Origin of the sequence: Cognatiluteimonas sedimenti, assembly GCF_022808325.1 — a bacterium.
In the GTDB taxonomy this organism is placed as follows: domain Bacteria; phylum Pseudomonadota; class Gammaproteobacteria; order Xanthomonadales; family Xanthomonadaceae; genus Cognatiluteimonas; species Cognatiluteimonas sedimenti.
On the sequence record NZ_JALGCL010000004.1, the window covers coordinates 207,689 to 234,120 of the forward strand.

Below are 26,432 nucleotides of genomic sequence, written 5' to 3' on the forward strand. Positions count from 1 at the left end.
GCGCAAGCGGGAGTCCATGGACGTTGGACAGCGAAGTCGCTGGATTCCCGCCGATGCGGGGATGACGAACGAAGAGAAGAGAGATGGCAGGCGGACGCGAAATCAAAACCAAGATCAAGAGCGTGCAGAACACCCGCAAGGTGACGCGCGCGCTCGAGATGGTCTCCGCCTCCAAGATCCGCAAGGCGCAGGACCGGATGAAGTCCTCGCGCCCGTACGCGCGCGCGATGAAGCAGGTGATCGGCCACCTCGCCCAGGCGAACTCCGAATACCAGCATCCGTACCTGGTCGAGCGCGAGCAGATCCGCCGCGTCGGCTACATCATCGTCTCCTCCGACCGCGGCCTGGCCGGCGGCCTCAACAACAACCTGTTCCGCAAGCTGCTGGGCGAGATCCGCAAGTGGCAGGAGCAGGGCGTGGAGGTCGATGTCGTCACCATCGGCCAGAAGGCGTCGGTGTTCTTCCGCCGGATCAAGGTCGAGATGCTGGCTTCGGTGACCCACCTGGGGGACCAGCCGCGGGTCGAGCAGCTGGTGGGCGTGATCAAGGTGATGCTCGACGCCTACAGCGCCGGCTCGATCGACAAGGTGTTCCTGAGCTACAACGACTTCGTCAACACCATGACCCAGCGCGCGACCTTCGACCAGTTGCTGCCGCTGGCGCCGTCGGAAACCGCGGTCGCGCGCCACGACTGGGACTACATCTACGAACCCGATGCGCAGACCGTGCTCGAGCACGTGCTGACCCGCTACATCGAGTCGCTGGTGTACCAGTCGGTGCTGGAGAACATCGCCTCCGAGCATGCCGCGCGCATGGTGGCGATGAAGGCGGCCAGCGACAACGCCAACAAGCTGATCGACACCCTGAACCTGGTCTACAACAAGGCCCGGCAGGCGGCGATCACCCAGGAAATCTCCGAGATCGTCGGCGGCGCCGCGGCGGTCTGAACGTTATGCGGATCCCTCCGCAAGAGCCCGCACATCCGTGTACGGGCTTCCAAATGAAAAACATCGGTTCTTGAGGATAGTGCGATGACCAACAACCAGGGCAAGATCGTCCAGATCATCGGCGCCGTCGTCGACGTCGAGTTCCCGCGCGAGAGCGTGCCGCGCGTGTACGACGCGCTGAAGGTGCAGGACACCGCGATCACGCTGGAGGTCCAGCAGCAGCTGGGCGACGGCATCGTGCGCACGATCGCGCTGGGTTCCACCGACGGCCTCAAGCGCAACCTGGTGGCCGACAACACCGGCCGCGCGATCTCGGTGCCGGTGGGCGAAGGCACGCTGGGCCGGATCATGGACGTGCTCGGCCGGCCGATCGACGAAGCCGGCCCGGTGCAGGCCTCCGACCACTGGGAGATCCACCGCGCCGCGCCGTCCTACGAGGACCAGGCCGCGGCCAACGAGCTGCTGGAAACGGGCATCAAGGTGATCGACCTGATGTGCCCGTTCGCCAAGGGCGGCAAGGTCGGCCTGTTCGGCGGCGCCGGCGTCGGCAAGACCGTCAACATGATGGAGCTCATCAACAACATCGCCAAGGCGCACAGCGGCCTGTCCGTGTTCGCCGGCGTGGGCGAGCGTACCCGCGAGGGCAACGACTTCTACCACGAGATGAAGGACTCCAACGTCCTCGACAAGGTCGCGATGGTGTACGGCCAGATGAACGAGCCGCCGGGCAACCGCCTGCGCGTCGCGCTGACCGGGCTGACCATGGCCGAGTACTTCCGCGACGAGAAGGACGCGTCCGGCAAGGGCAAGGACGTGCTGCTGTTCGTCGACAACATCTACCGTTACACCCTGGCCGGCACCGAAGTGTCGGCGCTGCTCGGCCGCATGCCGTCGGCGGTGGGCTACCAGCCGACGCTGGCCGAGGAAATGGGCGTGCTGCAGGAGCGCATCACCTCGACCAAGACCGGTTCGATCACCTCGATCCAGGCCGTGTACGTACCCGCGGACGACCTCACCGACCCGTCGCCGGCGACCACCTTCGCCCACCTCGACGCCACCGTAGTGCTGTCGCGCAACATCGCCTCGCTGGGCATCTACCCGGCGGTCGACCCGCTCGACTCGACCTCGCGCCAGCTGGATCCGAACGTGATCGGCAACGAGCACTACGACACCGCGCGCCGCGTGCAGTCGACGCTGCAGAAGTACAAGGAGCTCAAGGACATCATCGCGATCCTGGGCATGGACGAACTCTCGGAAGAGGACAAGCAGGCGGTCTCGCGCGCGCGCAAGATCGAGCGCTTCTTCAGCCAGCCGTTCCACGTCGCCGAAGTGTTCACCGGCTCGCCGGGCAAGTACGTGCCGCTGAAGGACACCATCCGCGGCTTCAAGATGATCGTCGACGGCGAATGCGACCACCTGCCGGAGCAGGCCTTCTACATGGTCGGCAGCATCGAAGAGGCGATCGAGAAGGCCAAGAAGATCACCGGCTGAGTCTTGTTCCCTCTCCCGCTTGCGGGAGAGGGTCAGGGTGAGGGTCCGGCTTTTCGCCGGATCCCCACCCTCACCCCTGCCCTCTCCCGCAAGCGGGAGAGGGGTACACGGTTGAAAGGCGTTTACCTATGGCATCCACCATCCGTTGCGACATCGTCAGCGCCGAGGCCGAGATCTTCCACGGCGAGGCCGAGATGGTCGTGGCCACCGGCGAACTCGGCGAACTCGGCATCGCGCCCAAGCACGCGCCGCTGATCACCCGGCTCAAGCCGGGCAAGGTCGTGGTCACGCTGCCGGGCGGCGAGAAACTGGACTTCGCGATCTCCGGCGGCATCCTCGAGGTGCAACCGCAGGTGGTGACGGTGCTGGCGGACACCGCGATCCGTGCCCAGGACATCGACGAAGCGTCGGTGCTGGCGGCCAAGGCCGAAGCCGAACGCATCCTCGCCCACCGCGGCGAGGCGATGGAAGTGGCCGAGGCGCAACAGCGCCTGGCCGAGGTGACCGCGCAACTGCAGGCGCTGGAGCGGCTGCGCAAGAACCTCAAACACTGAGGTTCGCGCGCGACTCGCCCGACTGGAAACGCCGGCCTCGTGCTGGCGTTTTCTTTGTTGCGGGCATATGCGTGCGCCTGCAGCGGATGCACGTCCGGAGAAACGCGGCACCCTTCACCATGGCTTCGCCGCACCCAGCCGTCGCCCCCCGGGCTGGCTTACTTCCGGTACACCCAGTGCCGCGACAGCACGAAGCCGATCACCCCGAGCACGAACTCCACGCCCGGCTTCGCCAGCCATGCCCACTTGAGCCCGGCGAAGGCGTCGATCGTGCCCATCGACCAGGTGCTGATCGCGGTCGTGCCCAGCCACATCAGCACGAAGCGTTGTAGCTGGGTGCGGCCGATGGCGGTGTCGTCGCCGGCGAAGGTGAGCTTGCCGTTGAGCCAGTAGCCCAGCAGCGCGCCGGCGATGCGGCCGGCGACGTTGGCCGGTTCCACCGCCATGCCCCAGTGGCTGAGCAGCACCAGCACGCCCCAGTCCACCAGCCACTGCACGCCGCCGATCAGCAGGTAGTGCCGCGCATGCCGGCCCAGGCTCATGGCGCGTACCGCTCGCGCGGGGTCGGGTGGGCGGCGTCGGGCATCGCGGGGCCGGTCTGGGCGGGTGCCCGCATCGTAGCAGCGGCCGCCGTTAGAATCCCGCTATCGTTGCCGCTGGAATGCCGATGCCCGCTCCCCTGCATGTCGTGATCCTCGCCGCCGGCGAAGGCAAGCGGATGAAGTCGTCGTTGCCCAAGGTGCTGCAGCCGATCGCGGCGCGGCCGATGCTGGCGCACGTGATCGGGGTGGCGCGAATGCTGCGACCGGCCGCCATCCATGTCGTCCACGGCCACGGCGGCGAACAGGTGCGCGCGGCCTTCGCCGGGCAGGCGGACCTGCAGTGGGCGCTGCAGGCACGACAGCAGGGCACCGGCCATGCCGTGCAGCAGGCGTTGCCGTCGGTGCCGGACGACGCCCGCGTGCTGGTGCTGTACGGCGACGTGCCGCTGATCACTCCCGCGACCTTGCAGCGGCTGCTGGCCGCACCCGGCGCGCTGGCGGTGCTTGCCGCCGAACCGGCCGATCCGGCCGGCTACGGCCGCATCGTCCGTGACGCCGAGGGCCACGTCGCCCGCATCGTCGAGCAGAAGGATGCCAGCGACGACGAACTCGCGATCCGCATCACCAACACCGGCGTGATCGTCGCCGATGCCGCGGCCCTGCGCCGCTGGCTGGCGGCGCTGCGCAACGACAACGCCCAGGGCGAGTACTACCTCACCGACGTGTTCGCGCAGGCGGCCGCGGAGTTCAGCCCGGCCGAGATCGTGATCGTCGACGACGCCATGGAAACCGAGGGCGCCAACGATCCCTGGCAGCTGGCGCAGCTGGAACGCGCATTCCAGTTGCGCGCCGTGCGCGTGCTCTGCACGCAGGGCGTGCGCTTCGCCGATCCGGCGCGCGTCGACATCCGCGGCACGGTCAGCGTCGGGCGCGACGTCGAGATCGATGTCGACGTGGTCCTGGAAGGCCAGGTCGCGCTCGGCGACAACGTCCGCATCGGCCCGTTCTGCCGCCTGCGCGACGTGGCGCTGGCCGCGGGCACGCTGCTGCGCGCGCATTGCGACCTGGAGGGTGCGCGCACCGAAGGCGCGGCGACGATCGGGCCGTTCGCGCGCCTGCGGCCCGGGACGGTGCTCGCCGACGGCGTCCACGTCGGCAACTTCGTCGAGACCAAGAACGCGGTGCTCGGCACCGGCAGCAAGGCCAACCACCTCGCCTATCTCGGCGATGCGCAGGTCGGCGGCAAGGTCAATATCGGCGCCGGCACCATCACCTGCAACTACGACGGCGTCAACAAGTCGCGCACCACGATCGGCGACGGCGCCTTCATCGGCTCCAACTCGTCGCTGGTGGCGCCGGTCACGATCGGCAGCGACGCCACCATCGGCGCCGGCTCGGTGATCACCAAGGACGCGCCGGAAGGCAAGCTGACGATCGCGCGCGGGCGCCAGGAAACACTGGCCGGCTGGCGACGCCCGCAAAGGAAGTAGGCACGGCGCCGTCGCGTCGCTGCGTCGGACACGCTGGCGGCGCGCCACGCGCTTGATCCACGTCAGGACGGCCGCGACGCGCCAGGCGGATAGTGCGGGGAGCCGTTACCGCGGGATCGACACGAACCACGACGCAGGCGCCGCGCGCCGCGGGCCCGGCAGCGATCGCCCGCGCCCGCAGAGGAGCAGTGCAGTGGAACACCATCCCGTCTATCCGCAGGCCACGCCGGAGATCGCGCGCCGGCGCGCCGAACTTGCGCCCGGTCCGCAGCAGGCCTTCGCGGCCTTCAGCGCCGCCGTGTTCGCCGAAGGCGCGCTGCCGACCGTCACCAAGCAACTGATCGCGGTGGCGGTGGCGCATGTGACCCAGTGCCCGTACTGCATCAAGGGCCATACGCGGGCGGCGATCAGGCACGGTGCGACCGCGCAGCAGGTCATGGAAGCCATCTGGGTCGCGGCGGAAATGCGCGCCGGCGGCGCCTACGCGCATTCGGCGCTGGCGCTGGACGCCATGCAGCACGCGCACCCCACGCCCGCGACCTGAACCTACGGAGCACAGCCATGCAACCCGTGCGTTACCAGGGCGTTTCATCCTCGATCCTCGATGCCATCGGCGACACCCCGTTGCTGGAAGTCGAAGGCGTGTTCGCCAAGCTCGAGTTCCTCAATCCTTCCGGCTCGATCAAGGCGCGCATCGCCCGCTACATGATCGAACGCGCCGAACAGGCGGGCATGCTCAGGCCCGGCGACACGATCGTCGAGGCCACCAGCGGCAACACCGGCAACGCGCTGGCGATGGTTGCCGCGGTCAAGGGTTACCGGATGCTGGTGGTGATGCCGGAAGGGTTGTCGAGCGAGCGCGTGGCGATCTCGCGCGCATTCGGGGCGGAGGTGCTGTTCTGCGGCAACTTCCACGTCAACGCCGCGCTCGACCGGGCGCGCGAGCTGGGCCGGCAACCGGGCCATTTCTGTCCCAGCCAGTTCGAGTCGGAGTGGAACATCGAGGAGAACCGGCAGGTCCTGGGGCAGGAAATCCTGCGCCAGCTGCCCGATGGCCGGCTGCCGGACGCGCTGGTGCTCGGGGTCGGCACCGGCGGCACCCTGGTCGGGGTCGGGCAGGCGTTCCGCGCGGTCAATCCGCGGGTACGGTTGTTCGCGATGGAGCCGAGCGAGTCGAGCACGATCCTGTGCGGCGAGATCGGCACCCACGACATCGAGGGCATCTCCGACGGCTTCGTGCCCGGCATCTTCCAGCGCAACGCCGGGCTGGTGGACGAGGTGCTGACCGTGTCCAGCGACGATGCGATCGCATCGATGCGCCACCTCGCGCGCGCCCACGGCCTGCTGTGCGGCCCGAGTTCGGGCGCGCACCTGCTGGCCGCCAAACGCGTGCGCGAGCGGTTCAAGGAGCTGGCGACCGTGGTCACCGCGTTCTGCGACGAAGGCGAGAAATACCTGCACGAATACTTCATTCAGCCGCAGCCGGCCGCGGTCGGTCCCGCCCACTTCGGTTGATGCGCGTGGGGCGCACCGCGCGCCGCGGCCGTCGTCAGTCGGGCAGCACCAGCGACACGCACAAGCCGCCGCCGTCGCGGTTGAGCAGTGCGATGCGGCCGCCGTGGGCTTCGGCGATCTCGCGCGCCAGCGCCAGGCCCAGCCCGGTGCCGTTGCGCTTGGTCGAATAGAACGGCAGCAGCGCGTTGGCCAGCACCGCTTCGTTCATGCCCTGGCCGCGGTCCAGCACGTCGATGCGCCAGCCGCCGGACGCCCGGCGCAGGGCCAGCCTGACTTCATGCGCTGGCGATCCGGATTCGTGCGCGTTCTTGAGCAGGTTCAACAGGCCCTGTTCCAGCTGGGCGACGTCGAAGCGGCCGATGTGGTCGGCGAAGCTGCCCTCGGCGACGAATTCCACCTGCGTGCGCAGCTGCGCCAGGAACCGATCCCAGGGCACCGATTCCAGCCGCGGTGCCGGCAGCTTCGCAAAGCGCGCGTAGTCGCGGATGAAGCCTTCCAGGTGGCGCGCGCGCTCCTCGATCGTGGCCAGCGCGGTGGGCAGCCGCTCCAGCTGCCCGCGCCGCAGCAGCTCGGCGCCCGAATGCGCCAGCGAGGCGATCGGCGCCAGCGAGTTGTTGAGCTCGTGGCTGATCACCCGGATCACCTTCTTCCAGGTCTGCACTTCCTGCCGGCGCAGTTCCGCGGTCAGCTGCCGCAGCAGCACCAGCTCGTGGCGGCGGCCATTGAGGCGGAAGTGGCGCCGGGCGAGGTGGTAGATGTCCTCGTTGCCGTTGTCGACGTCGTTCTCGTCGCCGAGGGTGAACATGCCGTCGCCGCCGCGCTCGAAGGCCTCGCGCACCGCTTCCGGGGTGTTCGCCAGCAGCGCGTCGAAGGACTGGCCTTCGAGCTTGCGGCCGTCGCCGAGCAGCTTGCGCGCGGCGAGGTTGGCGTGGACCACCCGTCGCGAGGGATCCACCAGCAGCATCGCCACGGGCGTGTTCTGCACCATGGTGTCGAGCAGCAGCTCGCGCTGCACCAGCGCGAGCCGTTGTTCGCGCAGCGTCTCGGCGAGCGCGTTGTGGCTGGCGACCAGTTCGCCGAGTTCGCCGCGTCCGCTCCAGGCCAGGCCGAAGCCGAAGTCGCCGTCGCGATAGCTGGCGACACTGCCGGCGAGCGCGCGGAACAGCGAATTCATCGGTGCGAACGCGCGCCGCACGTGGTACAGGAGCAATGGCGCCAGCAACGCGACCGACAGTAGCGCGGCCCATGCGCCTTCGAGCCAGCGCGACAGCAGCAGCGACAGCGCCTCCGCGAGCGCGGCGTACACCAGCGCCAGCGCGGCGAACACCAGGCTCAACGGCAGGCGCTGGCGCCAGCGCATCATTGGCGGTGGCCGGGCCGGATGTGCGCGGGCGTCGCATTGCGCAGGTTCACGGGCGCGCGATCCCGAGGCGGTCGAGGCGACGGTACAGCGCCTGCCGCGACAGCCCGAGCTCCGCTGCCGCCTGGGCCAGGATGCCGCCGTTGCGTGCCAGCGCGGCTTCGATCGTGGCGCGGTCGGGTTCGTCGCCGCCGGCGAGCGGAGCCGTGCCAGCCGCTGCCGACGCCGGCAGGCCCAGGTCGCCCGCACCCAGGGTCGCGGTCTTCGCCAGCAGGGCGGCGCGTTGCACGGCATTGCGCAGTTCGCGCACGTTGCCGGGCCAGCGATGCGCCAGCAGCGCGCGCACTGCGTCGTCGCCGAACTGCTTGCCGGGCGGCAGGAAATGGCGCGCCAGCGGCAGGATGTCGTCCGGGCGTTCGGCCAGCGGCGGCAATGCCAGCTCGATCGCGTTGAGCCGGTAATAGAGGTCCTCGCGGAACTGCCCGGCGCGGATCAGCGCCGGCAGGTCGGCGTTGGTGGCGCTGACGACGCGCACCTTGACCTGGCGCTCCTTGTTGCTGCCCAGGCGCTGGAAGCGGCCGCTCTCGAGCACGCGCAGCAGCTTGACCTGGCCGGCGGCGGGCAGCGTGCCGATCTCGTCCAGGAACAGCGTGCCGCCATCGGCCGCCTCGAACTTGCCCTCGCGCGCGCGCTGCGCGCCGGTGTAGGCGCCGGCTTCGGCGCCGAACAGCTCGGCCTCGATCAGTTCGCCGGGCAGCGCGCCGCAGTTGAGCGCGACGAACGGCCCGTCCTTGACCAGCGAATTGGCGTGCACGATCTCGGCGATCTTCTCCTTGCCGGCGCCATTGGGTCCGGTGACCAGCACCGGCAGTTCCGAACGCGCCACCTGGCAGGCCAGCGCCAGCACGCGCTCGCTGGCGGCATCGGCGAACACGTAGCCACGCAGGTCGTGGTCGCGTTCCAGCGCGCTGCGGCGGCGCTGCGCGCCTTCGCGATGGCGGGCGAGTTCGCGCCGCGTTTCCGACAGCTCCAGCAGGTTGTTGACGGCGGCCAGCAGCTTGCGGTCGTCCCAGGGCTTGGCGAGGTAGTCGGCGGCGCCGGCGCGGACCAGGTCGACCGCCGATTCCAGGTGCGTCCAGGCGGTCAGTAGGATCACCGGCAGGTCGGGGTGGCGCGCGCGGATCTGGCCGAACAGCGCCACGCCTTCCTCGCCCGAGGTGGTGTCGGCGCGGAAGTTCATGTCCTGCACCACCAGGTCGATCGGCTCGCGCTCCAGCATCGCGAGCCCGGCCTCCGGGTCGCTCGCGGCGCGGGTATCGATGTCGTGCAGCGAGAACAGCGTTTCCAGCGCGGTCGCGACCGCGGGGTTGTCGTCGATGACCAGGATGGTGGGCATGGCGTCCTTATACCGTTCCGGGCGGGCGCCGTGCAGCGCCCGTTCCGGGTTGGCGCTCAGCCCGCGCGCAGGAGGGCGTCGATCCGCCCCGGCGCGAGCAAGGGCCCCAGCAGCAGCACCAGCAGGAGGTTCGGCAGGTCGTCCATGCGGGTCGCCTCGTCACACGCTGCGCGTGGCCACGGCCGGCGGCACCGCCGCCGCGCGCCGCGCCGGGCCGAGCACCGACAGCTGGCCCAGCAGCCACAGCACCAGGGCGCCGACCGGCAGGTACACCGCCGGCAATCGCGGCAGTTCCGCCTTCGACATCATCATCTGGTTGAGCGCGTACGCCAGCAGCATGCCGATGATGATGCCGGCCGTGGCCAGCACGAAGTTCTCGAGCTGGAAGTAGCGCAGCACCTGGCCGCGGGTGGCGCCGAGCGCCCGGCGCACGCCGATCTGCTTGGTGCGCTGCGCGACCCAGAAGCTGGCCAGGCCGACGATGCCCAGCGCGGTCACCACCAGCAGCAGCACGCTGACGATCACCAGCATCCACGACATCGCGCGGTCCTGGCGGTAGAAATCGTGGCGCATTTCCTCGAGCGTCTGCTGCTTGAGGATGATCCGGCTGGGACCGTTGCGCTCCAACGCCTCCACCGCCGCCTCCAGCACTTCGGCGCGACGCTCAGGCGAAGTGCGCAGCAGGTAGTTGCCGCCGACGTTGAACGGCACCCGCAGCGGCAGCAGCATCGAGTAGTAGTAGGCCTCCGGGCCACCCTGCTCGTTGGGGCGCGCCAGCTTGTCGACCACGCCGACCACGCGGGTGCCGCCCTCGCCCCAGCTGTAGAAGGTCTTGCCCAGCGCGTCCTGCCCCGGCCACAACTTGTCGGCCATGTCTTTGGTGATGATCGCCACCGGCACCGCGAGGTTGGCGCCCGGGTTGTTGAACGCATCCCAGTCCACCATCTCGTCGGCGTTGAAGTAGCGCCCGGCGACCAGGGTCAAGCCCATGGTCGTGGGCAGTGTCTCGTCGCCGAGGTAGGTGGTCGCGTTGAGCGAGGACTGCCGCTGCTCCGGGGCCAGGGTGACGCCGCTGTTCCAGGAGCTGTTGCCGAAGTTCACCTCGTTGGTGACGCTGGCCGACTTCACGCCGGGGATCGCGCGCAGCGCAGCCAGGTCGGAACTGGTCAGCGCCGCGGCGTTGTCGCTCTGGCCGATGCCGGCGATCTGGATGCGGACGATCTCGTCCTCGGCGGCGCCGCTGGGGCGGTCCATCCGCTCCAGGCGGCCGCCGATCAGGAACATCGCATTGCAGATGATCGCGCAGCTCAGTGCGATCTCGAGCACGATCAGCGCGGCGGCGGTCTTGTGCCGGCGCAGGGTGGAAAGGATGGGGCGCAGTTCCATGTCGGTTCTCCGGTGATTACTGCGACTTGAGCTGGATGGCGGGCGTGACCTGGCAGGCGTGCCAGGCCGGCAGCAGGCCCGCGAGCACGCTGGCGACGATCGCGATCACGAAGGTGGTGGCCAGCATCGCCAGGTCCAGGTGGATGAGCTCGGAGAAGCCGGTGGGCTGCTGCCGCACCGCCCACAGCCCGAGCTCGGCCAGGCCCAGGCCGAGGATGCCGCCGGCCAGGCCGACGGTGCCGGCCTCCACCAGGCACTGCGCGAAGATCGCCCGGCGCGACGCGCCCAGCGCGCGGCGCACGCCGATCTCGCTGGCGCGGCGCATGAACTTGGCCAGCAGCAGGCCAACGGTGTTGAGCAGGCACACCAGCAGGAAGCCGAACGCCAGCCACACCTGCATGCGCACGTCGTTGGGCACCACGCGCTTGAAGTCCAGCCATTCCATCAGGCTGCGCAGGCGCACGTTGGTCGGCCGCAGGAAGCGTCCCGCCGCGCGCTGCTGGTCGGAATAGTTGACCAGGTACTGGCGGTAGTCGGCGACCTTGGCCGGGCTGCCCAGTTCGACCCAGTACTGGATCCAGACGCAGGGTGCGTTGACGCCGGTTTCGCCTTCCGGATCGGTGCTGTCGGCGCCGGACTGCCAGCAGTTCATGCTGCCGTTGCGGTCCATCTTCAGGTCGCGCGAGGTGGAGAACGGCACGTATGCCTGCTCGGCCTCGCCGTAACGGTCCGAGTTGAGGTCGAAGAAGCGCGGCACCGGGCGCCACTCGTCGAGCACGCCGACCACCTGGAACTCGGTGCCGCCGAAACGCACCGGCTTGCCGACGCTGTTGCCGCCGCCGAACAGCTTGTCGTTGAGCGCCTTGGAGATCACGGCGACGCGCGCGTGGCGCGCATCCTGCTCGGCGCTCCAGCCGCCACCGTGCAGGAACGGGATGTCGAACATCGGGAAGAAGTCGGCGCTGGTGTAGCGGGCGTCGGCGTAGAACGGATCCAGGCCCTGCTTCTGCGGCTCGATGGCGACGCTGCCGCCGGTCATCATCGCCTGGCGGTCGCCGCGCTTCTGCCGCAGCAGTTCCTCGGCGTCGAACCGGGTCACCTGTTCCTCCGGTTCCTCGCCGGGGTTGTAGCCATCCATGTTCGCGGCGTCGAGCTGCACGAAGAACAGCTGGTCGCTCTTCTGCGGGAGCGGATCGCCGGAGAGCACGTGGAAGATCGTCAGCGTGGTCATGCTGGCGCCGATGCCCAGCGCGATCGCCAGCACCATCAGTGCGGTCAGGACCTTGTTGCGGCGGAAGCTGCGCAGCGCCAGGTCGAAGTAGTAAGCGAACATGGCGGCCTCCTCAACCTTGCGCTTCGGCCAGCGACGCGGTTGCCAGCCGGTGCAGGCTCGGCTCCACGCTCAGGTCGGTGGCCATGCCGTCGACGATGTGCACGTTGCGCTGCGCACGCGCCGCCAGCTCCGGGTCGTGGGTGACCATGACGATGGTGGTGCCGCGGGCGTTGATGTCCTCCAGCAGCTCGAGCACGCCGCGCGCCATCTGCGAGTCCAGGTTGCCGGTGGGCTCGTCGGCCAGCAGCAGGCGCGGGCTGCCGGCGAGCGCGCGCGCGATCGCGGCGCGCTGCTGCTGGCCGCCGGACAGCTCGGCGGGATAGTGCTTCATGCGCGAGGCCAGGCCGACCTGGCCCAGCGCTTCCTCGATCCTGCGCTTGCGCTCGGCCGCGGCCATGCCGCGGTAGCGCAGCGGCACGTCGCAGTTGTCGAACAGGTTGAGGTCCGGGATCAGGTTGAAGCTCTGGAAGATGAAGCCGATCTTGTGGTTGCGCAGCTTGCTGCGGGCATCGTCGGAGAGGCCACTGACGTCCTGGCCGTCGAGCAGGTAGGTGCCGCCGGTATAGGTTTCCAGCAAGCCCGCGATGTTGAGGAAGGTGGTCTTGCCCGAACCCGAGGGCCCGGTGACGGCCACGAACTCGCCTTCGCGCACGTGCAGGTCGAGTGCGCGCAGGGCGTGGGTTTCGACGAGTTCGGTGCGATAGACCTTGCTGACCTGTTGCATCTCGAGCATGGGGGCTTCCTCGGTTGTCTTCTATTGCGGATTAGTTGATGACCACGCGCTCGGCGTCGCCGAACTGGTCGCTGCCGGAGACCACGATGCGGTCGCCTTCCTGCGCGCCTTCCAGGATTTCCACCGCGCCCAGGCTGCTGGCGCCGGTGCGGATCTGGCGCTTGACCGCGCTGTCGCCATCCATCACGTAGGCGCTGGTGCCGCCGCCCTGTTCCAGGAACGGGCCGCGATCGACCATCAGCACGTCGTGGCGGGTGTCGAGCAGGATCCGCGCCGACAGCCTCTGGTTCTGGCGCAGGCCCGGCGGCTGCTTGTCCTTGAAGCGCAGGCGCGCGACGACTTCGCCGTTGACCACTTCCGGCGACACCGCCGAAACCTCGCCGGGGAAGGGCTGGCCGCTGCCGCTGGTCAGCTGCGCCGGCATGCCGATGGCGAGGTCGCGGGCGAAGCTCTCCGGCACCTTGATCTCGACTTCGAACTTGGACAGGTCGACCACGCCCAGCAGTGGCGCGTTGGCGGCGACGTTGGCGCGCTGCGCGACCTGCACCTGCCCGACCTGGCCGTCGAACGGCGCGCGCAGGGTCAGGGCGTCGACCTGGCGTTGCATCTCGGCCACGACCGCGCGCTGGCGGTCGGCGAGCAGGCGCTTGTTGCGGGTGTCCAGCCCGGCGCCGGCGCCCTGCAGGCCGTAATCCTCGCGCGCGTGGGCGAGGCCGATCTCGGCCTTCTTCAGGTCGTCCTGCGCGCGCGCGACCTCGACCTGCGGCACCGCGCCGCCGTCGAAGCCGCGCTGGTTGCGTTCCAGGTCGCGCAGCGCGGCCTGGCGTTCGATCTGCGCCTGGTCGAGCAGCTTGCGCGCGCTGGAGCGGGTGAGTTGCGCGTCGAGCGCGGCGCGGCTGGCCTCGGCCTCGACGCTGGCCAGGGTCGCCTCTTCCTGCGCCAGCCGGCTGCGCAGTTCCGGGCTGTCGATCTCGGCCAGCGCCTGGCCCTGCTTGACCACGTCGCCGGCGACCACGTGCAGCGTTACCGTGCCGCCGGCGATCGCGTACAGGGTCGGGCTGTTGGCGGCGATCACGCGGCCATCGGCGGAGATGTCGCGCACCAGGTCGCCGCGCTTCACTTCGGCGATGCGCACGCGCGCGACGTCGATCGAGCGGCTGCCGGCGCTCCAGCCCGACAGCAGCCACGCCGCCAGCAACAGCAGCGCCGCGCCGATGCCGCCGGCCAACAGCCAGCCGCGGCGCTTGCCGGCGCGTTGCGACGCGGGGGTGGCGACCGGGCGGTCCTGGGCGGAGGTATCGCGGATGCTCATGCAGCGGGGCTCGATTGACTTTGTCAGTGGTTCCAAAGCAGATCGCGTGCCAACCTGCAAGCGATTGATCAGTAAAGGGAAAGCGGCGGCGCTGGGCGTCCGGCGGACGCGCCGGCCACGTCCGCCGGACGGCCGGACGCCGCGGCCAGCCGCTACACTGGCCCATCCCTGCAAGGAACTCCCTGCCATGTGCGGCATCGTCGGCGCGATCGCGGATCGCGATGTGGTCCCGGTCCTGATCGAGGGCCTGAAGCGGCTCGAATACCGCGGTTACGACTCGGCCGGGATCGCGGTCGTGGTCGGCGACGACGTGCGCCGCGTGCGCCGCACCGGACGCGTCGCGGAAATGGAGGCCGCCGCGCAGGCCGAAGGCTTCCACGGGCAACTGGGCATCGGCCACACCCGCTGGGCCACCCACGGCGGCGTCACCGAAGGCAACGCGCACCCGCACACCAGCCACGGCGTGGCGCTGGTGCACAACGGCATCATCGAGAACCACGAGGCCCAGCGCGAACGCCTGGCCGCGCTGGGTTACGTGTTCGAGTCGCAGACCGACACCGAAGTCATCGCCCACCTGATCCATCACCACCTGCAGGCAGGCGACGACCTGCTGCATGCCCTGCAGCGCACCGTAGGCGAGTTGCACGGCGCCTACGCGCTGGCCGTGGTCAGCCGCAAGGAGCCCGGGCGCATGGTCGCCGCGCGCATGGGCTGCCCGTTGCTGGTCGGCCTGGGCGAGGGCGAGAACTTCGTCGCCTCGGACGTGTCGGCGATCGTGTCGTCGACCCGGCGCGTGATCTTCCTCGAGGAAGGCGACACCGTCGACCTGCGCCGCGACGCCGTGCAGGTGTACGCCGCCGACGGCAGCCAGGTGCAGCGCGAGGTGCACGTCTCCGATGTGTCGCTGGCGTCGCTGGAGCTGGGCCCGTACCGGCACTTCATGCAGAAGGAAATCCACGAGCAGCCGCGCGCGATCGCCGACAGCATCGAGGCGCTGATCGACAACGGCGCGTTCGGGCCGGAGCTGTTCAACGACCGCGATGGCGCCGTGCTGGGCGACATCGAGGCGGTGCAGATCCTGGCCTGCGGCACCAGCTACTACGCCGGCCTGACCGCGCGCTACTGGATCGAGGCACTGGCCGGGATCCCGTGCGCGGTCGACATCGCCAGCGAGTACCGCTACCGCAGCGTGGTCGCCAACCCCAGGCAGTTGATGGTCACGATTTCGCAGTCGGGCGAAACCCTGGACACGATGGAGGCGCTCAAGTACGCCAAGTCACTGGGCCAGGAGCGCACGCTGGCGATCTGCAACGTGCCCGAAAGCGCGATCCCGCGCGCCAGCCGGCTGGTGCACTACACCCGCGCCGGCGCCGAGATCGGCGTGGCTTCGACCAAGGCCTTCACCACGCAATTGGTGGCGCTGTTCACCCTGGCCGCCACCCTGGCCAAGCTGCGCGGCCGCCTGCCCGAGGACCAGCAAGCCGCCCTGCTGGAAGCGCTGCGGCACCTGCCCGGCAACGTCCAGCACGCGCTCAACCTGGAACCGCAGATCGCGATCTGGGCCGAGCAGTTCGCGGCCAGGGAGCATGCGCTGTTCCTCGGCCGCGGCGTGCATTACCCCATTGCCCTGGAAGGGGCACTGAAGCTCAAGGAAATCTCCTACATCCACGCCGAGGCGTACCCGGCGGGCGAGCTCAAGCACGGCCCGCTGGCGCTGGTCGACGCCGACATGCCGGTGGTGGTGATCGCGCCCAACGACAGCCTGCTGGAAAAGGTGAAGTCCAACATCCAGGAAGTGCGCGCGCGCGGCGGCCAGATGTACGTGTTCGCCGACGCCGACAGCCGCTTCGGCGAATCCGAGCAAGTCAACGTGATCCGCACCCCGCGCCACGTCGGCATCCTGTCGCCGATCGTGCATACCATCCCGGTGCAGCTGCTGGCGTACCACGCCGCGCTGGCGCGCGGCACCGACGTGGACAAGCCGCGCAACCTGGCCAAGTCGGTGACGGTGGAATAGGGCGGGCGTTGGCCTGGGTGGGACATGCCTGCGCAAGCTGATCCATTCGGGCTCTCCCGCTTCCTTGAAGCGCAGGCCGGGTCCTACGGCAATGCGCTCGACGAGCTGCGTGCCGGTCGCAAGCAGTCGCACTGGATCTGGTACGTGTTTCCTCAGCTTTCCGGCCTGGGCCGGAGTTCCGCATCCGAGCGGTTCGGCTTGTCCGGCGTCGCCGAAGCAGCGGCCTACCTGGCCCATCCGGTCCTGGGTGCGCGACTGCGCGAGGCCGTCGAAGCCATGCTCACGCACAAGTCGGTGCCGGCGGCCCATATTCTCGGCGCGCTGGACGCCATGAAGTTCAGGTCCTGCCTGACCTTGTTCAACCTGGCGGCGCCGACGGAGGCACTGTTCTCCGAGGCGCTCCAGCGCTTTTTTGCGGACCAGCCCGACCAGGGAACGCTGCAGCTTGTTTCGCGCCGGAGTGGGGCCTGACGTCTGGCGACAAGCAGGGAACGGCAACAAGCCTTGGGGTAAAGGTCTATCTTCTGCAGACTGATGCCGCGCAACCGGAGGTCCCGTCATGGATGTTGGGGAGATGGTCCTGCTTGTGAATGCTGCCTTCCTCGTGCTCTATGGCGTGGGCGGTCTTGTTGCGACCTGGCTGTTCCCGGGGCTTCTGCGGACCTGGCTTTACCGGCCCTGGATGTTGACCGGACCCCTGGTGGCCAATGACACCAACCGCACGATCATGTCGCTCCTGGGCCTGGCGATGGGGGCAAGTCTTGGGCTCTCCCTCCTGGGTCAAAGAAAGTCGGCTTTGGCCGCACTCGCATTGCTCGTCGTGGTCGCGATGGCAAAGGTCCGCTTCGCCAGGCGCAGGCCCGATGCCTGAAGTCCCGGTGCGGAAGCAGGGTCCCGAGGCCAAGTTCGAGCGACCCGCAACGAACCTACGGCGCCCGCGCTTCACTCCGCCGGCCATTCCCAAGCAGCGCGGCCGCCAGCGCATGCGCCACGACCACGCCAGCGAACTGGGCGAGCACGAAGCCGGCCACGTCCGTTGGCCGGATGCCGGAAAACGATTGCGTCAACGATCGCGCCAGCGTGACCGCCGGATTGGCGAACGACGTACTGGCGGTGAACCAGTAGGCCGCGAAGATATAGCTGCCCACCAGCGCAGGCACCGCCGACGACGCACGATGCCGCAGGCCGAGCAGGATGGTGAGCAGCAGTCCGGTCGTGGCCACGCCTTCGCTGAGCCATTGGCCCGCGCCGGTGCGCACGCGCGCGCCGGGCTGCATCCACGCCTGGTCGAACATCGCATGCGCCAGCATCACGCCTGCCACCGCGGCCAGGAGTTGCACGGCGACGTATGCCGCCGCCTCGCCGCTGCGCATCTCGCCGCGTAGCCGCATCGCCAGCGTCACGGCAGGGTTGAAGTGGGCCCCGGAGATCGGCCCCAGCACGGTGATCAACACGTACAACACGCCGGCAGTCGCCGATGCATTGGCGAGCAGGGCGATGGCCTCGTTGCCGTCGGACAGGTGCGCGCCCATGATCCCCGAACCCACCACCGTGGCGAGCAACGCCGCCGTGCCGATGGCCTCGGCCAGCAGCGCACGGTGCAGCCGCGTCACAGCTGTGCCAGGAGCGTGCGGACGCGCCCGGCGATCTCGTCGCGGATCGCGCGATAGCCGTCGTCATCGAGTTCCCTGGGATCGGCCAAGGCCCAGTCCTCGCGGCGCCTTGCCGGTACCCATGGACATGCGTCGCCGCAACCCATCGTCACCACCGCGTCGAACTCGCCTTCCATCTCGTCCAGGGACTTGGAGCGATGGGCGGTGAGGTCGTAGCCGACCTCCTGCATGAAGCGGACGGCTTTCGGGTTCACCACCCCGGACGGTCGCGAGCCGGCGCTCCACGATTCGACGCCGGCACCGCCCAGCATCCTGGCGAATGCCTCCGCCATCTGGCTGCGGTTGGAGTTCTCGACGCAGACGAACAGGATGCGCTTCATCAGCAGCAGGCCGCCGCTTTCGAGCAGCAGGCCCCGCCCGTGTCGGCCATGGGCTTCATCGCGGCAACGTCCGGCGTGCATGCGGCGCCGTCGGTGGCGCAGGCCGCGTCGCCGGCGTGGTAGGTCGTTGCCTCGCCCAGGGTGTGGAAGGTTTCCCAGCGCGTGCCCTGCGGGTCTTCCGTCCAGTTCTTGTCGGACTTCGCGTAGCAGCAGACCGTCGCTGTTTCGGGCACGACGGTGCCGCCTGCGGCATCCAGGCGCTTGCCCAGCGCGGCGAGTTCCGCGCCGCTGTCGACCTGCAGGCCGAGGTGGTCGACGCCGGGTGTCCGCCCGGTGTTGGAAATGGCGAAGTTCAGCCGCGGGTCCTCGAGCATCCACTTGGCGTAGTCGTGCTTGAGTACCGCAGGCGGGGCGGCGAACAGCTGGGTGTAGAAGCGGACGCTGGCGTCGAGGTCGCCGACATTGAGATGCACGTGGAAGCGATTCATCCGGAGGTTCCTTTCTTGCGCGGCTTGCAGGTGGACACCGGCCCGCAAGCGCCGGAGCCGGCGCAGCAGTTCTCGGTGAGGTAGGCGAGCAGTGCGTTCATGCGGTCGAAGCTGGCGCGGACCCGGATCACGCGGCCCTCGCGCTGGTCGGTGACCAGATCCGCGCTGCGCAGCACGTTGAGGTGCGCGGACAATGTGGCGGCGGGCAGTGCCAGGGCCTCGCGCAGTTCGCCGACCGGCATCCCCTCCGGCCCGGCTTCGACGAGGCGCCGGAAGGCACGGAGCCTGGATTCGTGGCCCAGGGCAGCGAGGCTGGCGAGCGCGGCTGGCATTTCCATAGTTCCAATAATATGGAAACAAGGTTGGGCGTCAAGCCCCGTTGAACGGGGTCAGGGCGCAGTTTGCAGGGCGCCGCATTCCGCTCCCGGATGCAGGGGGATGCTCGCGGGGGCGCCGGATACGGATGCCCTTGGGTGCAATTGTCCCCCGGCGCCGGCCTTTGGCCGACGCCTCCTCCTTGATTTCGCACCCAAGGGCATCCGCACCCGGCGTTGCCGCTGCGCAGAAGTCTTGCCCTGACACGGTCGTTGGCGCAGCCAGCCCATTGCAGCCGTGCGTCCCGTCCTGATTGACGGTGTGGAGTCGGGCTCCAATACTCCGTGTCGCCCGATTCCGGGTCCTGGTGGGTGCCGGGTGCACCCTCGGAGTCCTCATGAACGACGATTCGGCTCCGCTGGAAACAAGAGGCGTTTCCGTCGAACTGCTCCAGACGATCGACCTCGGTCCGGAGATCGAAGGCATGGCCGGGCGCCAGCTCCGCATGCGCCTGGTCACGATGGAGCCGGGCAGCGTCTTTGGCCCCGTGCACGACCACCGGGACCGGCCGGGCGTCGTGTATGTCCTGGCAGGAACCATCACCGATCACAGGAACGGGGTTGCCACCGACTATGGCCCCGGTGCCGGCTGGCCGGAAGACAGGGACACGGTGCACTGGCTGGAGAATCGCGGCCCGGTACGGGCGGTCGAAATCTCGGTGGATATCGTGCGTTCCGCCTGAGCCCGGCGGGCGGGGCGTGCGCAACCATCCAGCGTGTTGCGGACCTCGCTTAGGCCCGGTGGACACGACTGATCCAGGATCGGGCGTGCCCCGGCGCAGGCTCAATGGAAATCCCGGCTCCTGGGCCGCAACCCCGCCAGCAGCGGGCTGTAGTCGTCCATGCGCTGGATGATCAGGTGCTGCACGCCGTCGACCCGTTCCAGGCGTGCGTCGATGGCGAGCAGGCGCGAGCCCAGCAACACGCGGCGCTGGCGCTGGGCGACATGTTTCCAGGCCAGGGCGTTCACCAGCCCGTCCTCGTCCTCGAGCGTGAGGAAGGTGACGCCGCTCGCGGTCTCCGGGCGCTGGCGTAGCGTCACCAGCCCGGCGAAGCGGATGCTGCGGCCGTGCGGCACGGCCGTCAGTTCCGATGACGGCCGGCAACTGCGCGCGCGCAGCTGCGCGCGCAGCAGGGCCAGCGGGTGCTTGCCCAGGGTGGTGCCGAGCAGGGCGTAGTCCGCCAGCAGGTCTTCGCCCGGCGTGGGCAGCGGGATCGGCAGGCGCGCTTCCGGCGTCTGCGCGATCGCATCGAACAGCGGCAGCGAGCGCTCGACGCCCGACAGCGCCCAGCGCGCGCGATGGCGATGCCCGGCCAGGCCCTTGAGCGCGCCGGCATCGGCCAGCAGGCCCTGCTGCCGGCGATCCAGCCCGGTGCGGCGGACGAGGTCGGCGACATCGGGGAACGATCGCTGTTCGCGCGCCTGCACCAGTGCCGCGGCGACGTCTTCGCGCAGCCCGGCGACCATCCGCAGGCCAAGGCGGATGCGCGGCGGCGTGGCGGTGTCGCCGCCGGAAAACTCCAGGCTGCAGTCCCAGTGACTGTGGCGCACGTCCACCGGCAACACGCCGATGCCGTGGCGGCGCGCGTCCTGCAGCAGCTGGTCGGCGCTGTAGAAGCCCATCGGCAGGCTGTTGATCACGCTGGCGGCGAACGCGGCGGGCTCGTGGCACTTGAGCCAGCAACTGGCGTAGGTGATCAGCGCAAAGCTGGCGGCGTGGCTTTCCGGGAAGCCGTAGTGGCCGAAGCCCTTGATCTGCTCGAACAGGTGTTCGGCGTACTGCTCGCTGTAGCCGCGCGCCAGCATGCCGGCCTTGAGCCGGTCGCGGTGCGGCTCCAGCCCGCCGCGGCGCTTCCACGCCGCCATCGAGCGCCGCAGTTCATCGGCTTCGCCGGCGGTGAAGCCGGCGGCATCGATCGCCAGCTGCATCACCTGTTCCTGGAACAGCGGCACGCCCAGGGTGCGCTCGAAGATGTGCCTGAGCCGCGGCGGGTAGTCGATGGCTTCCTCGCCGCGCTTGCGCCGCAGGTAGGGATGCACCATGTCGCCCTGGATCGGCCCGGGGCGGACGATCGCGACTTCGATCACCAGCTCGTAGAAATTCCGTGGCCGGGTGCGCGGCAGCATCGCCATCTGCGCGCGCGACTCGATCTGGAACGCGCCGACGGTGTCGGCCTTGCCGATCATGGCGTAGGTCGCCGGATCCTCGGCCGGGATCGTCGCCAGGGTGAGGTCGCGGCGGCCACAGGCGCGCAGCAGGTCCAGCGTCTTGCGCACCGCGGTCAGCATGCCCAGCGCCAGCACGTCGACCTTCATCAGGCCCAGCGCATCGAGGTCGTCCTTGTCCCACTGGATGACGGTGCGGCCGTCCATCGCCGCGTTCTCCACCGGTACCAGGGTGGAAAGCGGATGCTCGGAGATCACGAAGCCGCCGGGATGCTGGGACAGGTGCCGCGGCAACCGCATCAGCTCCCTGGTCAGCGCGATGACCTGCGCCAGCAGGCGTTGCCCCGGATCGAACCCGGCCTCGCGCAGGTGGGTTTCGTCCGGGCGGCCTTCCCAGTGGTTCATGGTGGCGGCAAGCGCGCCGACCTGGTCGGGCGGCAGGCCGAGCACGCGGGCGACATCGCGGATCGCGCTGCGCCCGCGGTACTGGATCGCCACCGCGGTGAGCGCGGCGCGTTCGCGGCCGTAGCGCTGGAAGATGTACTGGATGACTTCCTCGCGGCGCTCGTGCTCGAAGTCGATGTCGATGTCCGGCGGTTCGTTGCGCTCGCGCGAGAGGAAGCGCTCGAACAGCAGGTTCATCCGCGCCGGGTCGACCTCGGTGACGCCCAGGGCGAAGCACACCGCCGAGTTGGCGGCCGAGCCGCGGCCCTGGCACAGGATCCCGCGGCTGCGCGCGAAGCGGACGATGTCGTGCACGGTGAGGAAGTAGGACTCGTACCCGAGTTCGGCGATCAGCGCGAGTTCGTGCTCGACCTGCTCGCGCGCCTTCGGTGGGATGGCCTGCGGCCAGCGCCAGCGCAGGCCGTCCTCGACCAGCCGCCGCAACCAGCTCGCCGCGGTATGGCCGTCCGGGACCAGTTCGCGCGGATAGGTGTAGCGCAGCTGCTGCAGCGAGAAACCGCAGCGTTGCGCGATGCGCACGGATTCGGCCATCCACTGCGGGCGATACAGCCGCGCCAGCGCCGGCCGCGGGCGCAGGTGGCGCTCGGCGTTCTGGAACAATCGCCAGCCGGCATCGGCGATGGTGCAGTGGTGGCGCACGGCGGTGAGCACGTCCTGCAGCGGGCGCCGGGCGCGGACATGCATGTGCACGTCGCCGCTGGCGACGATCGGCAAGCCATGGCGCGCGGCCAGCGTTTCCAGCCATGCGATGCGTTCGGCGTCGCCGGCCTGGCGATGGCATTCGGCCGCCAGCCACAGGCGATCGCCGAAGCGCGCCTGCAGCCACGGGAGGTGGCGTTCGTCTTCGGGCGCGCGCGCGGGCCACAGGCACAGCAGGCCGGGTGGCGGATCGGGCAGGTCCGACAGCAGGGTCTGGTAGGCACCTTTCTTCGCGCGGCGGCGGCTGGTGGTGATCAACTGGCACAACGCTTCGTAGGCCGGCTGGTCGGCGCACAGCAGCACGATCTTCGGGCCTTGGTGCAACTGGAATTCGGCGCCGACGACCAGGGCGACGCCGTGCGTCTTCGCCGCCTCGTGCGCGCGCACGATCCCGGCCAGCGAACACTCGTCGGTGATCGCCAGTGCCGCGTAGCCGAGCGCGGCGGCGCGCTCGAACAGTTCGTCCGCGGTGGAGGCGCCGCGCTGGAAGCTGAAGGCCGACAGGCAGTGCAGTTCGGCGTAGCCCGGCGCGATCATGCGAACCAGCCCTGCAGCCACCATTGCCCAGGGGCCTTGGGCGAGCGGAAGGCCCAGGCCTGCTGGCCCTGGCGGGTGCGCACGATGGCGTAATCGCGCAGCACGTCGCTGCCATCCCACCAGCCGGCCTCGATGCGTTCCGGCGGTTCGAGGATTTCGACTTCGCCATGCAGCGGGATCGGACGCTGCAACAGCCACGCCGGGCGCCGCGGCAGTGCCGGCACCGCGTCCGGCGGCGTGCCGGTCGTGCGGGTCGCGCGTTCGGGGCGATGGTCGGCGTGCAGCACCACGTCCTGCACCGCGTCGTCGCCCAATCGTGCCCGCAGCCGCTCGCGCAACTGCGTCCACGGCACCGCCTGTTGCGGGCGGCTGTCGAACAAGTCGCGCGCCGCCGGCACGAAGGGTGGCAGTTGCGCGGCGCGCAACTGCATGGCGCGCGCGCCGGCGGGCAGTTGCAGCTGCTCCAGCCGGCTGCGCGCCAGCTCGAACAGCATCGCCGCCTCGCGTTCGGGCGCGAGCAGGCCGATGGCGAGCGTGCTGGGCGGGTGCCGCTCGTGTTCGAACACCAGGGTGAAGCGCTGCACGCCGCCATCGCGCGCGGCCAGGAACGTGGCCAGGTCCGCGGTCAGCCGCCGCAGCGGGAACAGCAACGCCTGGCTGGATTCGACCTCGTACTCGAACTCGATCCGCGCGTGGAAGTGGTCGGGCGGCGCGAACAGCGGCAGCGGCGCGGCGTCCTCGGTGCGCAGCGCATCCAGATGCGCGAGCACCTGCGGCGGGAAGCGCCGCGCCAGGCTCTCGCGCGGCAGCGCGAATACCTGCCGCAGCGTGCGCATGCCCGAACGCGCCAGCGCGGCGGCGGTTTCGTCGGGCAGGCCGCTGCGCGCGACCGCGACATGGCCCAGCGCCTGTCCCAGGCGCGCGCCATCGACGCCGAGCTGCCGGTGCGCGCGCGCCAGGACCCAGGCCGCGTGCGGATTGGGCGCGGCAACGAGGCGATGCCGGAAGCCGAGTGCGTCCAGTTCGCACGACAGCCGCCGGGCGAGCGCCGGCCAGTCGCCGAACAGCGCGCGGCTGCGCGCGACCTCCAGCACGATCGCGTGCGGCAGCGCCAGGCTGACCTGCGAGCTGAAGCCGTAGGCCCAGGTCGCGAGCATGCTGCGCGCGGCGGCTTCCTGCTCGGGATCATGGGCGTGGACGTGGAACGCCGGGCCTGCCAGCAACCGCGCGCTCGCCAGCGGCATGCCGCGTTGCAGGCCGTCGCGCCGGGCGGCGGCATTCACTGCATGCAGCACGCGGCGTTGCGCCGGCCCCGTGACCAGCACGTGCGCGGCCTCGGGCGCCGGCTGCTGGCGCAGGACGGCATCGATCGCCAGATGCGGCAGCAGCACGCAGGCCCAGCGCATGGCGGCTCACGACACCAGCGCGATGGCGTGCGCCGGGGCCAGCCCGCCGCGGCACTTCAGCACCCGCACCTGGCGCGTCCCGGCTTCCAGCTGCACCCGCAACGCGGCCGGCGATGGATTGCGCGCGTGCCTGGCGTCGCGGAACGCGAAGCCCAGGCACTGCCCGGTCTCGGCCGCGACCTGCAGGCGCCGCAGGGCGCGGTCGTCGGCCTGCAGCGGCCAGCACAGCACCGCCGCGCAGGCGGCCGAACGCAGGCACTGCTCGGCCGCCCACGCCGCATCGCGCGGATCGGCCTGCACCACCTGCAACCGTGGCAAGGCCACGCCGGCCTGCGCCCAGGCCGGGGCGTGCACCCGGTACGGCGGCGCCACCAGCACCACGCGTTGCCCGGCCTGCGTCAGCCGCGCGAGGGTGGGCAGCAGCAGCGCCAGTTCGCCCACGCCGTCGCAGGGCAACAGGATCTCGGTCAGCGCGCTGTCCGGCCAGCCGCCCTGCGGCAGGCGCGCGTCGAGGCCGGCATGGCCGCTGGGCTGGACCGCGACCGCGGCCGCCGGCACCGCGCCGCCACGCCAGACCGTGCGCGCGCCCAGCAGGTGGTCCAGGGCGACCACGGCGCCCATCAGCCGCGCCTCACCAGGCCGCAATACAGGCCTTCGATCGCGAAGTCGGCGTCGCGCGGCACGTCGATGGCGGCGTAATCCGGGTTGCGCGGGAGCAGGCGGATGCCACGGGTGGTGATCTTCAGCCGCTTGATCGTGATCTCGCCATCGATCCGCGCCACCACCGTCTGCCCGTTCTCGGCGGTCACGGCGCGGCGGATGGCGACCAGGTCGCCGTCGAAGATGCCGTCCTCGCGCATCGAGTCGCCCTTGACCCGCAACAGGTAGTCCGGGCGGCTGTGGAACAGCGCGCGGTCGACCAATAGCGATTCGTCGAACTCGGCCGCGGCATCGATCGGCGGGCCGGCCGCCACCCGCCCGAGGATCGGCAGTTGCAGTTGGTCGCGGCTGCGTTGCGGGCGCCGCGGCCGGCGCAGGCGGATGCCGCGGGCGCGGTGCGGCACCAGCTCGAGGTAGCCCTTCGCCGACAGCGCTTCCAGGTGCTTGGCGACGCCGCGCGGACTGGCCAGCCCGAAGGCCGACTGGATCTCGGCAATGCTCGGGGGCAGCCCCTCGCGTTCGCTGAAACGCTCGAGGAAGGACAGGATTTCGGCCTGCCGGTCGGTAAGGTCGCTCATGGTATAAATCCTTATACCTTTCGGGCTGCAGCGCAAGCCGCTCCATGTTCATCTTCCTGGTCGCAGGCGCTGCGACGTAACCGGTTCAAACAGTTGCCCATGACTTCTCCCGCATCCCTCGAAGCCGTCGCCGCGGCCCGCCATCCCGCATCCGCGCCAGCGGGGTATCGCGGCCGCGGATTCGTGTACGTGCTGGCGACCTCGGGCGCGGAGGACCTGCTCAAGATCGGCATGACCCACGACCCGCTCGAGCGCTGGCCTGCCTTCCATCCGCGCTGGTTCGAGGCCTTCGACCTCGAGCACAGCCTGCTCGTGGAAACCGAAACCCGGCGCGACGCGCAGGCGCTCGAAACCCGCTTCCACCATCGCCTGGCGGTACACCATTGCCCGGTGCCGCTGACGATCAGGGCGCGCGCCGGCGGCGGCACCGAGTGGTATCGCGGCGCCTATCCGTCGGCGCGGCGCCTGGTGCTGGAACAGCAGGCGCTCGGCCATGTCGTCCACCTGCAGGCCAGGGCGTGGTGCGAAGCACCGATGCGCGACCGGCAGATGTACCTGGACGGGCTGATCCGCGAAGCGCACGCCGACCATTGCGCCGGCTGGCTCGCCCAGCACCAGCGCCAGGCGTTGCGCGACCTGGTCGATGCGCACCGCTGCTTCGACCCGGCGCTGCCGGCGCGCATCCCCGCGGACCTGCTTGCGGAGATCGGGATCCACGCCTGACTCGCGCGGCGCCCGCAGCCGACGTTGTCCCTCTCGGGAAAGCCCGGCTGTCGCCGGGCTTTTTTTGGTTCTTCGCCCAACTCCGGGGGAGATTGCTGCTTGATCGCATGCCTCGCCGCGGCCGCCAGCCCTTCGGCGCGGCTTGACGGACTCTGGCAGCCACCAAGCCTTCGGCGCGACTTGACCGACCCCGGCGTGGCCGCCACCCCTTCGGGGCGAATGTCCCCCGGCCTGCGGCCTCCTCCTTGATTTCGCCCCGAAGGGCT

General features: G+C 69.9%; 26 protein-coding genes. 11 read left to right on the forward strand and 15 right to left on the reverse strand.

The features are described 5' to 3' along the window. The first annotated feature begins 83 nt into the window (after positions 1 to 83). The 3 genes from atpG (at position 84) to MQC88_RS11795 (ending at position 2,992) form a co-directional block, all read left to right on the forward strand. Positions 84 to 947 (forward strand): F0F1 ATP synthase subunit gamma, encoded by an 864-nt coding sequence (atpG, locus tag MQC88_RS11785; RefSeq protein WP_243322286.1) that lies wholly within the window; start codon positions 84 to 86, stop codon positions 945 to 947. An 84-nt stretch (positions 948 to 1,031) separates the two neighbouring features. Next, positions 1,032 to 2,438, forward strand: coding sequence for a F0F1 ATP synthase subunit beta (atpD, locus tag MQC88_RS11790; RefSeq protein ID WP_243322288.1), 1,407 nt, complete (start codon positions 1,032 to 1,034; stop codon positions 2,436 to 2,438). Between the two features lie 128 nt (positions 2,439 to 2,566). After that, the gene (locus tag MQC88_RS11795; RefSeq protein WP_243322290.1) at positions 2,567 to 2,992 is read left to right on the forward strand and encodes a F0F1 ATP synthase subunit epsilon; all 426 of its coding nucleotides are present in this window, start codon (positions 2,567 to 2,569) and stop codon (positions 2,990 to 2,992) included. Between the two features lie 158 nt (positions 2,993 to 3,150). On the opposite strand, the gene MQC88_RS11800 is transcribed toward MQC88_RS11795, so the two are convergent. Continuing rightward, positions 3,151 to 3,534 (reverse strand): GtrA family protein, encoded by a 384-nt coding sequence (locus tag MQC88_RS11800; protein ID WP_243322293.1) that lies wholly within the window; start codon positions 3,532 to 3,534, stop codon positions 3,151 to 3,153. Between the two features lie 125 nt (positions 3,535 to 3,659). Here MQC88_RS11800 and glmU point away from each other — a divergent pair, with 125 nt between their 5' ends. From glmU to MQC88_RS11815, 3 genes are all read left to right on the forward strand, one after another. Next, positions 3,660 to 5,024, forward strand: coding sequence for a bifunctional UDP-N-acetylglucosamine diphosphorylase/glucosamine-1-phosphate N-acetyltransferase GlmU (glmU, locus tag MQC88_RS11805; protein ID WP_243322295.1), 1,365 nt, complete (start codon positions 3,660 to 3,662; stop codon positions 5,022 to 5,024). 193 nt (positions 5,025 to 5,217) lie between these two features. After that, positions 5,218 to 5,568, forward strand: coding sequence for a carboxymuconolactone decarboxylase family protein (locus tag MQC88_RS11810; protein WP_243322297.1), 351 nt, complete (start codon positions 5,218 to 5,220; stop codon positions 5,566 to 5,568). A gap of 17 nt (positions 5,569 to 5,585) precedes the next feature. Then, on the forward strand, positions 5,586 to 6,539 hold the full coding sequence (locus tag MQC88_RS11815; protein ID WP_243322299.1) for a PLP-dependent cysteine synthase family protein: 954 nt from the start codon (positions 5,586 to 5,588) through the stop codon (positions 6,537 to 6,539). Between the two features lie 34 nt (positions 6,540 to 6,573). On the opposite strand, the gene MQC88_RS11820 is transcribed toward MQC88_RS11815, so the two are convergent. The 6 genes from MQC88_RS11820 to MQC88_RS11850 all read right to left on the reverse strand — a co-directional run bounded on the left by MQC88_RS11820 (position 6,574) and on the right by MQC88_RS11850 (position 14,059). Further along, the gene (locus MQC88_RS11820) at positions 6,574 to 7,899 is read right to left on the reverse strand and encodes a sensor histidine kinase (RefSeq protein ID WP_243322300.1); all 1,326 of its coding nucleotides are present in this window, start codon (positions 7,897 to 7,899) and stop codon (positions 6,574 to 6,576) included. A gap of 49 nt (positions 7,900 to 7,948) precedes the next feature. Next, entirely contained in the window at positions 7,949 to 9,295 is a 1,347-nt protein-coding gene (locus tag MQC88_RS11830) for a sigma-54-dependent transcriptional regulator (protein ID WP_425491628.1), read from the reverse strand. Positions 9,296 to 9,454: 159 nt separating this feature from the next. Beyond that, on the reverse strand, positions 9,455 to 10,681 hold the full coding sequence (locus tag MQC88_RS11835) for an ABC transporter permease (protein ID WP_243322303.1): 1,227 nt from the start codon (positions 10,679 to 10,681) through the stop codon (positions 9,455 to 9,457). Between the two features lie 16 nt (positions 10,682 to 10,697). After that, complete coding sequence (locus MQC88_RS11840) at positions 10,698 to 12,014, reverse strand: ABC transporter permease (RefSeq protein WP_243322305.1); 1,317 nt, start codon at positions 12,012 to 12,014, stop codon at positions 10,698 to 10,700. A gap of 10 nt (positions 12,015 to 12,024) precedes the next feature. Next, on the reverse strand, positions 12,025 to 12,747 hold the full coding sequence (locus MQC88_RS11845) for an ABC transporter ATP-binding protein (protein WP_243322306.1): 723 nt from the start codon (positions 12,745 to 12,747) through the stop codon (positions 12,025 to 12,027). A 31-nt stretch (positions 12,748 to 12,778) separates the two neighbouring features. Further along, entirely contained in the window at positions 12,779 to 14,059 is a 1,281-nt protein-coding gene (locus MQC88_RS11850) for an efflux RND transporter periplasmic adaptor subunit (protein ID WP_243322309.1), read from the reverse strand. Between the two features lie 187 nt (positions 14,060 to 14,246). On the opposite strand from MQC88_RS11850, the gene glmS reads away from it, so the two are divergent. From glmS to MQC88_RS11865, 3 genes are all read left to right on the forward strand, one after another. Continuing rightward, positions 14,247 to 16,076, forward strand: coding sequence for a glutamine--fructose-6-phosphate transaminase (isomerizing) (gene glmS, locus MQC88_RS11855; protein WP_243322312.1), 1,830 nt, complete (start codon positions 14,247 to 14,249; stop codon positions 16,074 to 16,076). A gap of 24 nt (positions 16,077 to 16,100) precedes the next feature. Next, a complete protein-coding gene (locus MQC88_RS11860; protein ID WP_243322314.1) occupies positions 16,101 to 16,547 on the forward strand; it encodes a DUF1810 domain-containing protein in 447 nt (148 codons plus the stop codon). A 103-nt stretch (positions 16,548 to 16,650) separates the two neighbouring features. Then, positions 16,651 to 16,947, forward strand: a complete 297-nt coding sequence (locus tag MQC88_RS11865; protein ID WP_243322315.1) for a hypothetical protein — start codon at positions 16,651 to 16,653, stop codon at positions 16,945 to 16,947. A gap of 55 nt (positions 16,948 to 17,002) precedes the next feature. Here MQC88_RS11865 and MQC88_RS11870 read toward each other — a convergent pair whose 3' ends face one another. From MQC88_RS11870 to MQC88_RS11885, 4 genes are read right to left on the reverse strand one after another with little or no spacing between them, the layout of a single operon-like run. Beyond that, on the reverse strand, positions 17,003 to 17,689 hold the full coding sequence (locus MQC88_RS11870; RefSeq protein WP_243322318.1) for an aquaporin: 687 nt from the start codon (positions 17,687 to 17,689) through the stop codon (positions 17,003 to 17,005). After that, positions 17,686 to 18,069 carry an arsenate reductase ArsC gene (locus MQC88_RS11875; protein ID WP_243322319.1) on the reverse strand — a complete coding sequence of 128 codons (384 nt, stop codon included), beginning with the start codon at positions 18,067 to 18,069 and terminating at the stop codon, positions 17,686 to 17,688. Before MQC88_RS11875 ends, MQC88_RS11870 begins: the two co-directional genes overlap by 4 nt. After that, complete coding sequence (locus tag MQC88_RS11880) at positions 18,069 to 18,557, reverse strand: ArsI/CadI family heavy metal resistance metalloenzyme (protein WP_243322321.1); 489 nt, start codon at positions 18,555 to 18,557, stop codon at positions 18,069 to 18,071. The genes MQC88_RS11875 and MQC88_RS11880 overlap by 1 nt, the downstream gene beginning before the upstream one ends. Continuing rightward, positions 18,554 to 18,889 (reverse strand): ArsR/SmtB family transcription factor, encoded by a 336-nt coding sequence (locus MQC88_RS11885; RefSeq protein WP_425491629.1) that lies wholly within the window; start codon positions 18,887 to 18,889, stop codon positions 18,554 to 18,556. Before MQC88_RS11885 ends, MQC88_RS11880 begins: the two co-directional genes overlap by 4 nt. Before the next feature lie 380 nt (positions 18,890 to 19,269). On the opposite strand from MQC88_RS11885, the gene MQC88_RS11890 reads away from it, so the two are divergent. Next, positions 19,270 to 19,614, forward strand: a complete 345-nt coding sequence (locus MQC88_RS11890) for a cupin domain-containing protein (RefSeq protein ID WP_243322326.1) — start codon at positions 19,270 to 19,272, stop codon at positions 19,612 to 19,614. Between the two features lie 101 nt (positions 19,615 to 19,715). Here MQC88_RS11890 and MQC88_RS11895 read toward each other — a convergent pair whose 3' ends face one another. Genes MQC88_RS11895 through lexA form a run of 4 tightly spaced genes read right to left on the reverse strand, consistent with a single transcriptional unit; the run spans position 19,716 to position 25,443 of the window. Next, complete coding sequence (locus tag MQC88_RS11895; RefSeq protein WP_315857100.1) at positions 19,716 to 22,799, reverse strand: error-prone DNA polymerase; 3,084 nt, start codon at positions 22,797 to 22,799, stop codon at positions 19,716 to 19,718. After that, positions 22,796 to 24,205 carry a Y-family DNA polymerase gene (locus MQC88_RS11900; RefSeq protein ID WP_243322331.1) on the reverse strand — a complete coding sequence of 470 codons (1,410 nt, stop codon included), beginning with the start codon at positions 24,203 to 24,205 and terminating at the stop codon, positions 22,796 to 22,798. Before MQC88_RS11900 ends, MQC88_RS11895 begins: the two co-directional genes overlap by 4 nt. Before the next feature lie 6 nt (positions 24,206 to 24,211). Continuing rightward, a complete protein-coding gene (gene imuA, locus MQC88_RS11905) occupies positions 24,212 to 24,826 on the reverse strand; it encodes a translesion DNA synthesis-associated protein ImuA (RefSeq protein ID WP_243322333.1) in 615 nt (204 codons plus the stop codon). Then, positions 24,826 to 25,443 (reverse strand): transcriptional repressor LexA, encoded by a 618-nt coding sequence (lexA, locus tag MQC88_RS11910; RefSeq protein ID WP_243322335.1) that lies wholly within the window; start codon positions 25,441 to 25,443, stop codon positions 24,826 to 24,828. The genes imuA and lexA overlap by 1 nt, the downstream gene beginning before the upstream one ends. A gap of 99 nt (positions 25,444 to 25,542) precedes the next feature. Here lexA and MQC88_RS11915 point away from each other — a divergent pair, with 99 nt between their 5' ends. Continuing rightward, positions 25,543 to 26,166, forward strand: coding sequence for a GIY-YIG nuclease family protein (locus tag MQC88_RS11915; RefSeq protein WP_243322337.1), 624 nt, complete (start codon positions 25,543 to 25,545; stop codon positions 26,164 to 26,166). The last annotated feature ends 266 nt before the right edge of the window (positions 26,167 to 26,432 follow it).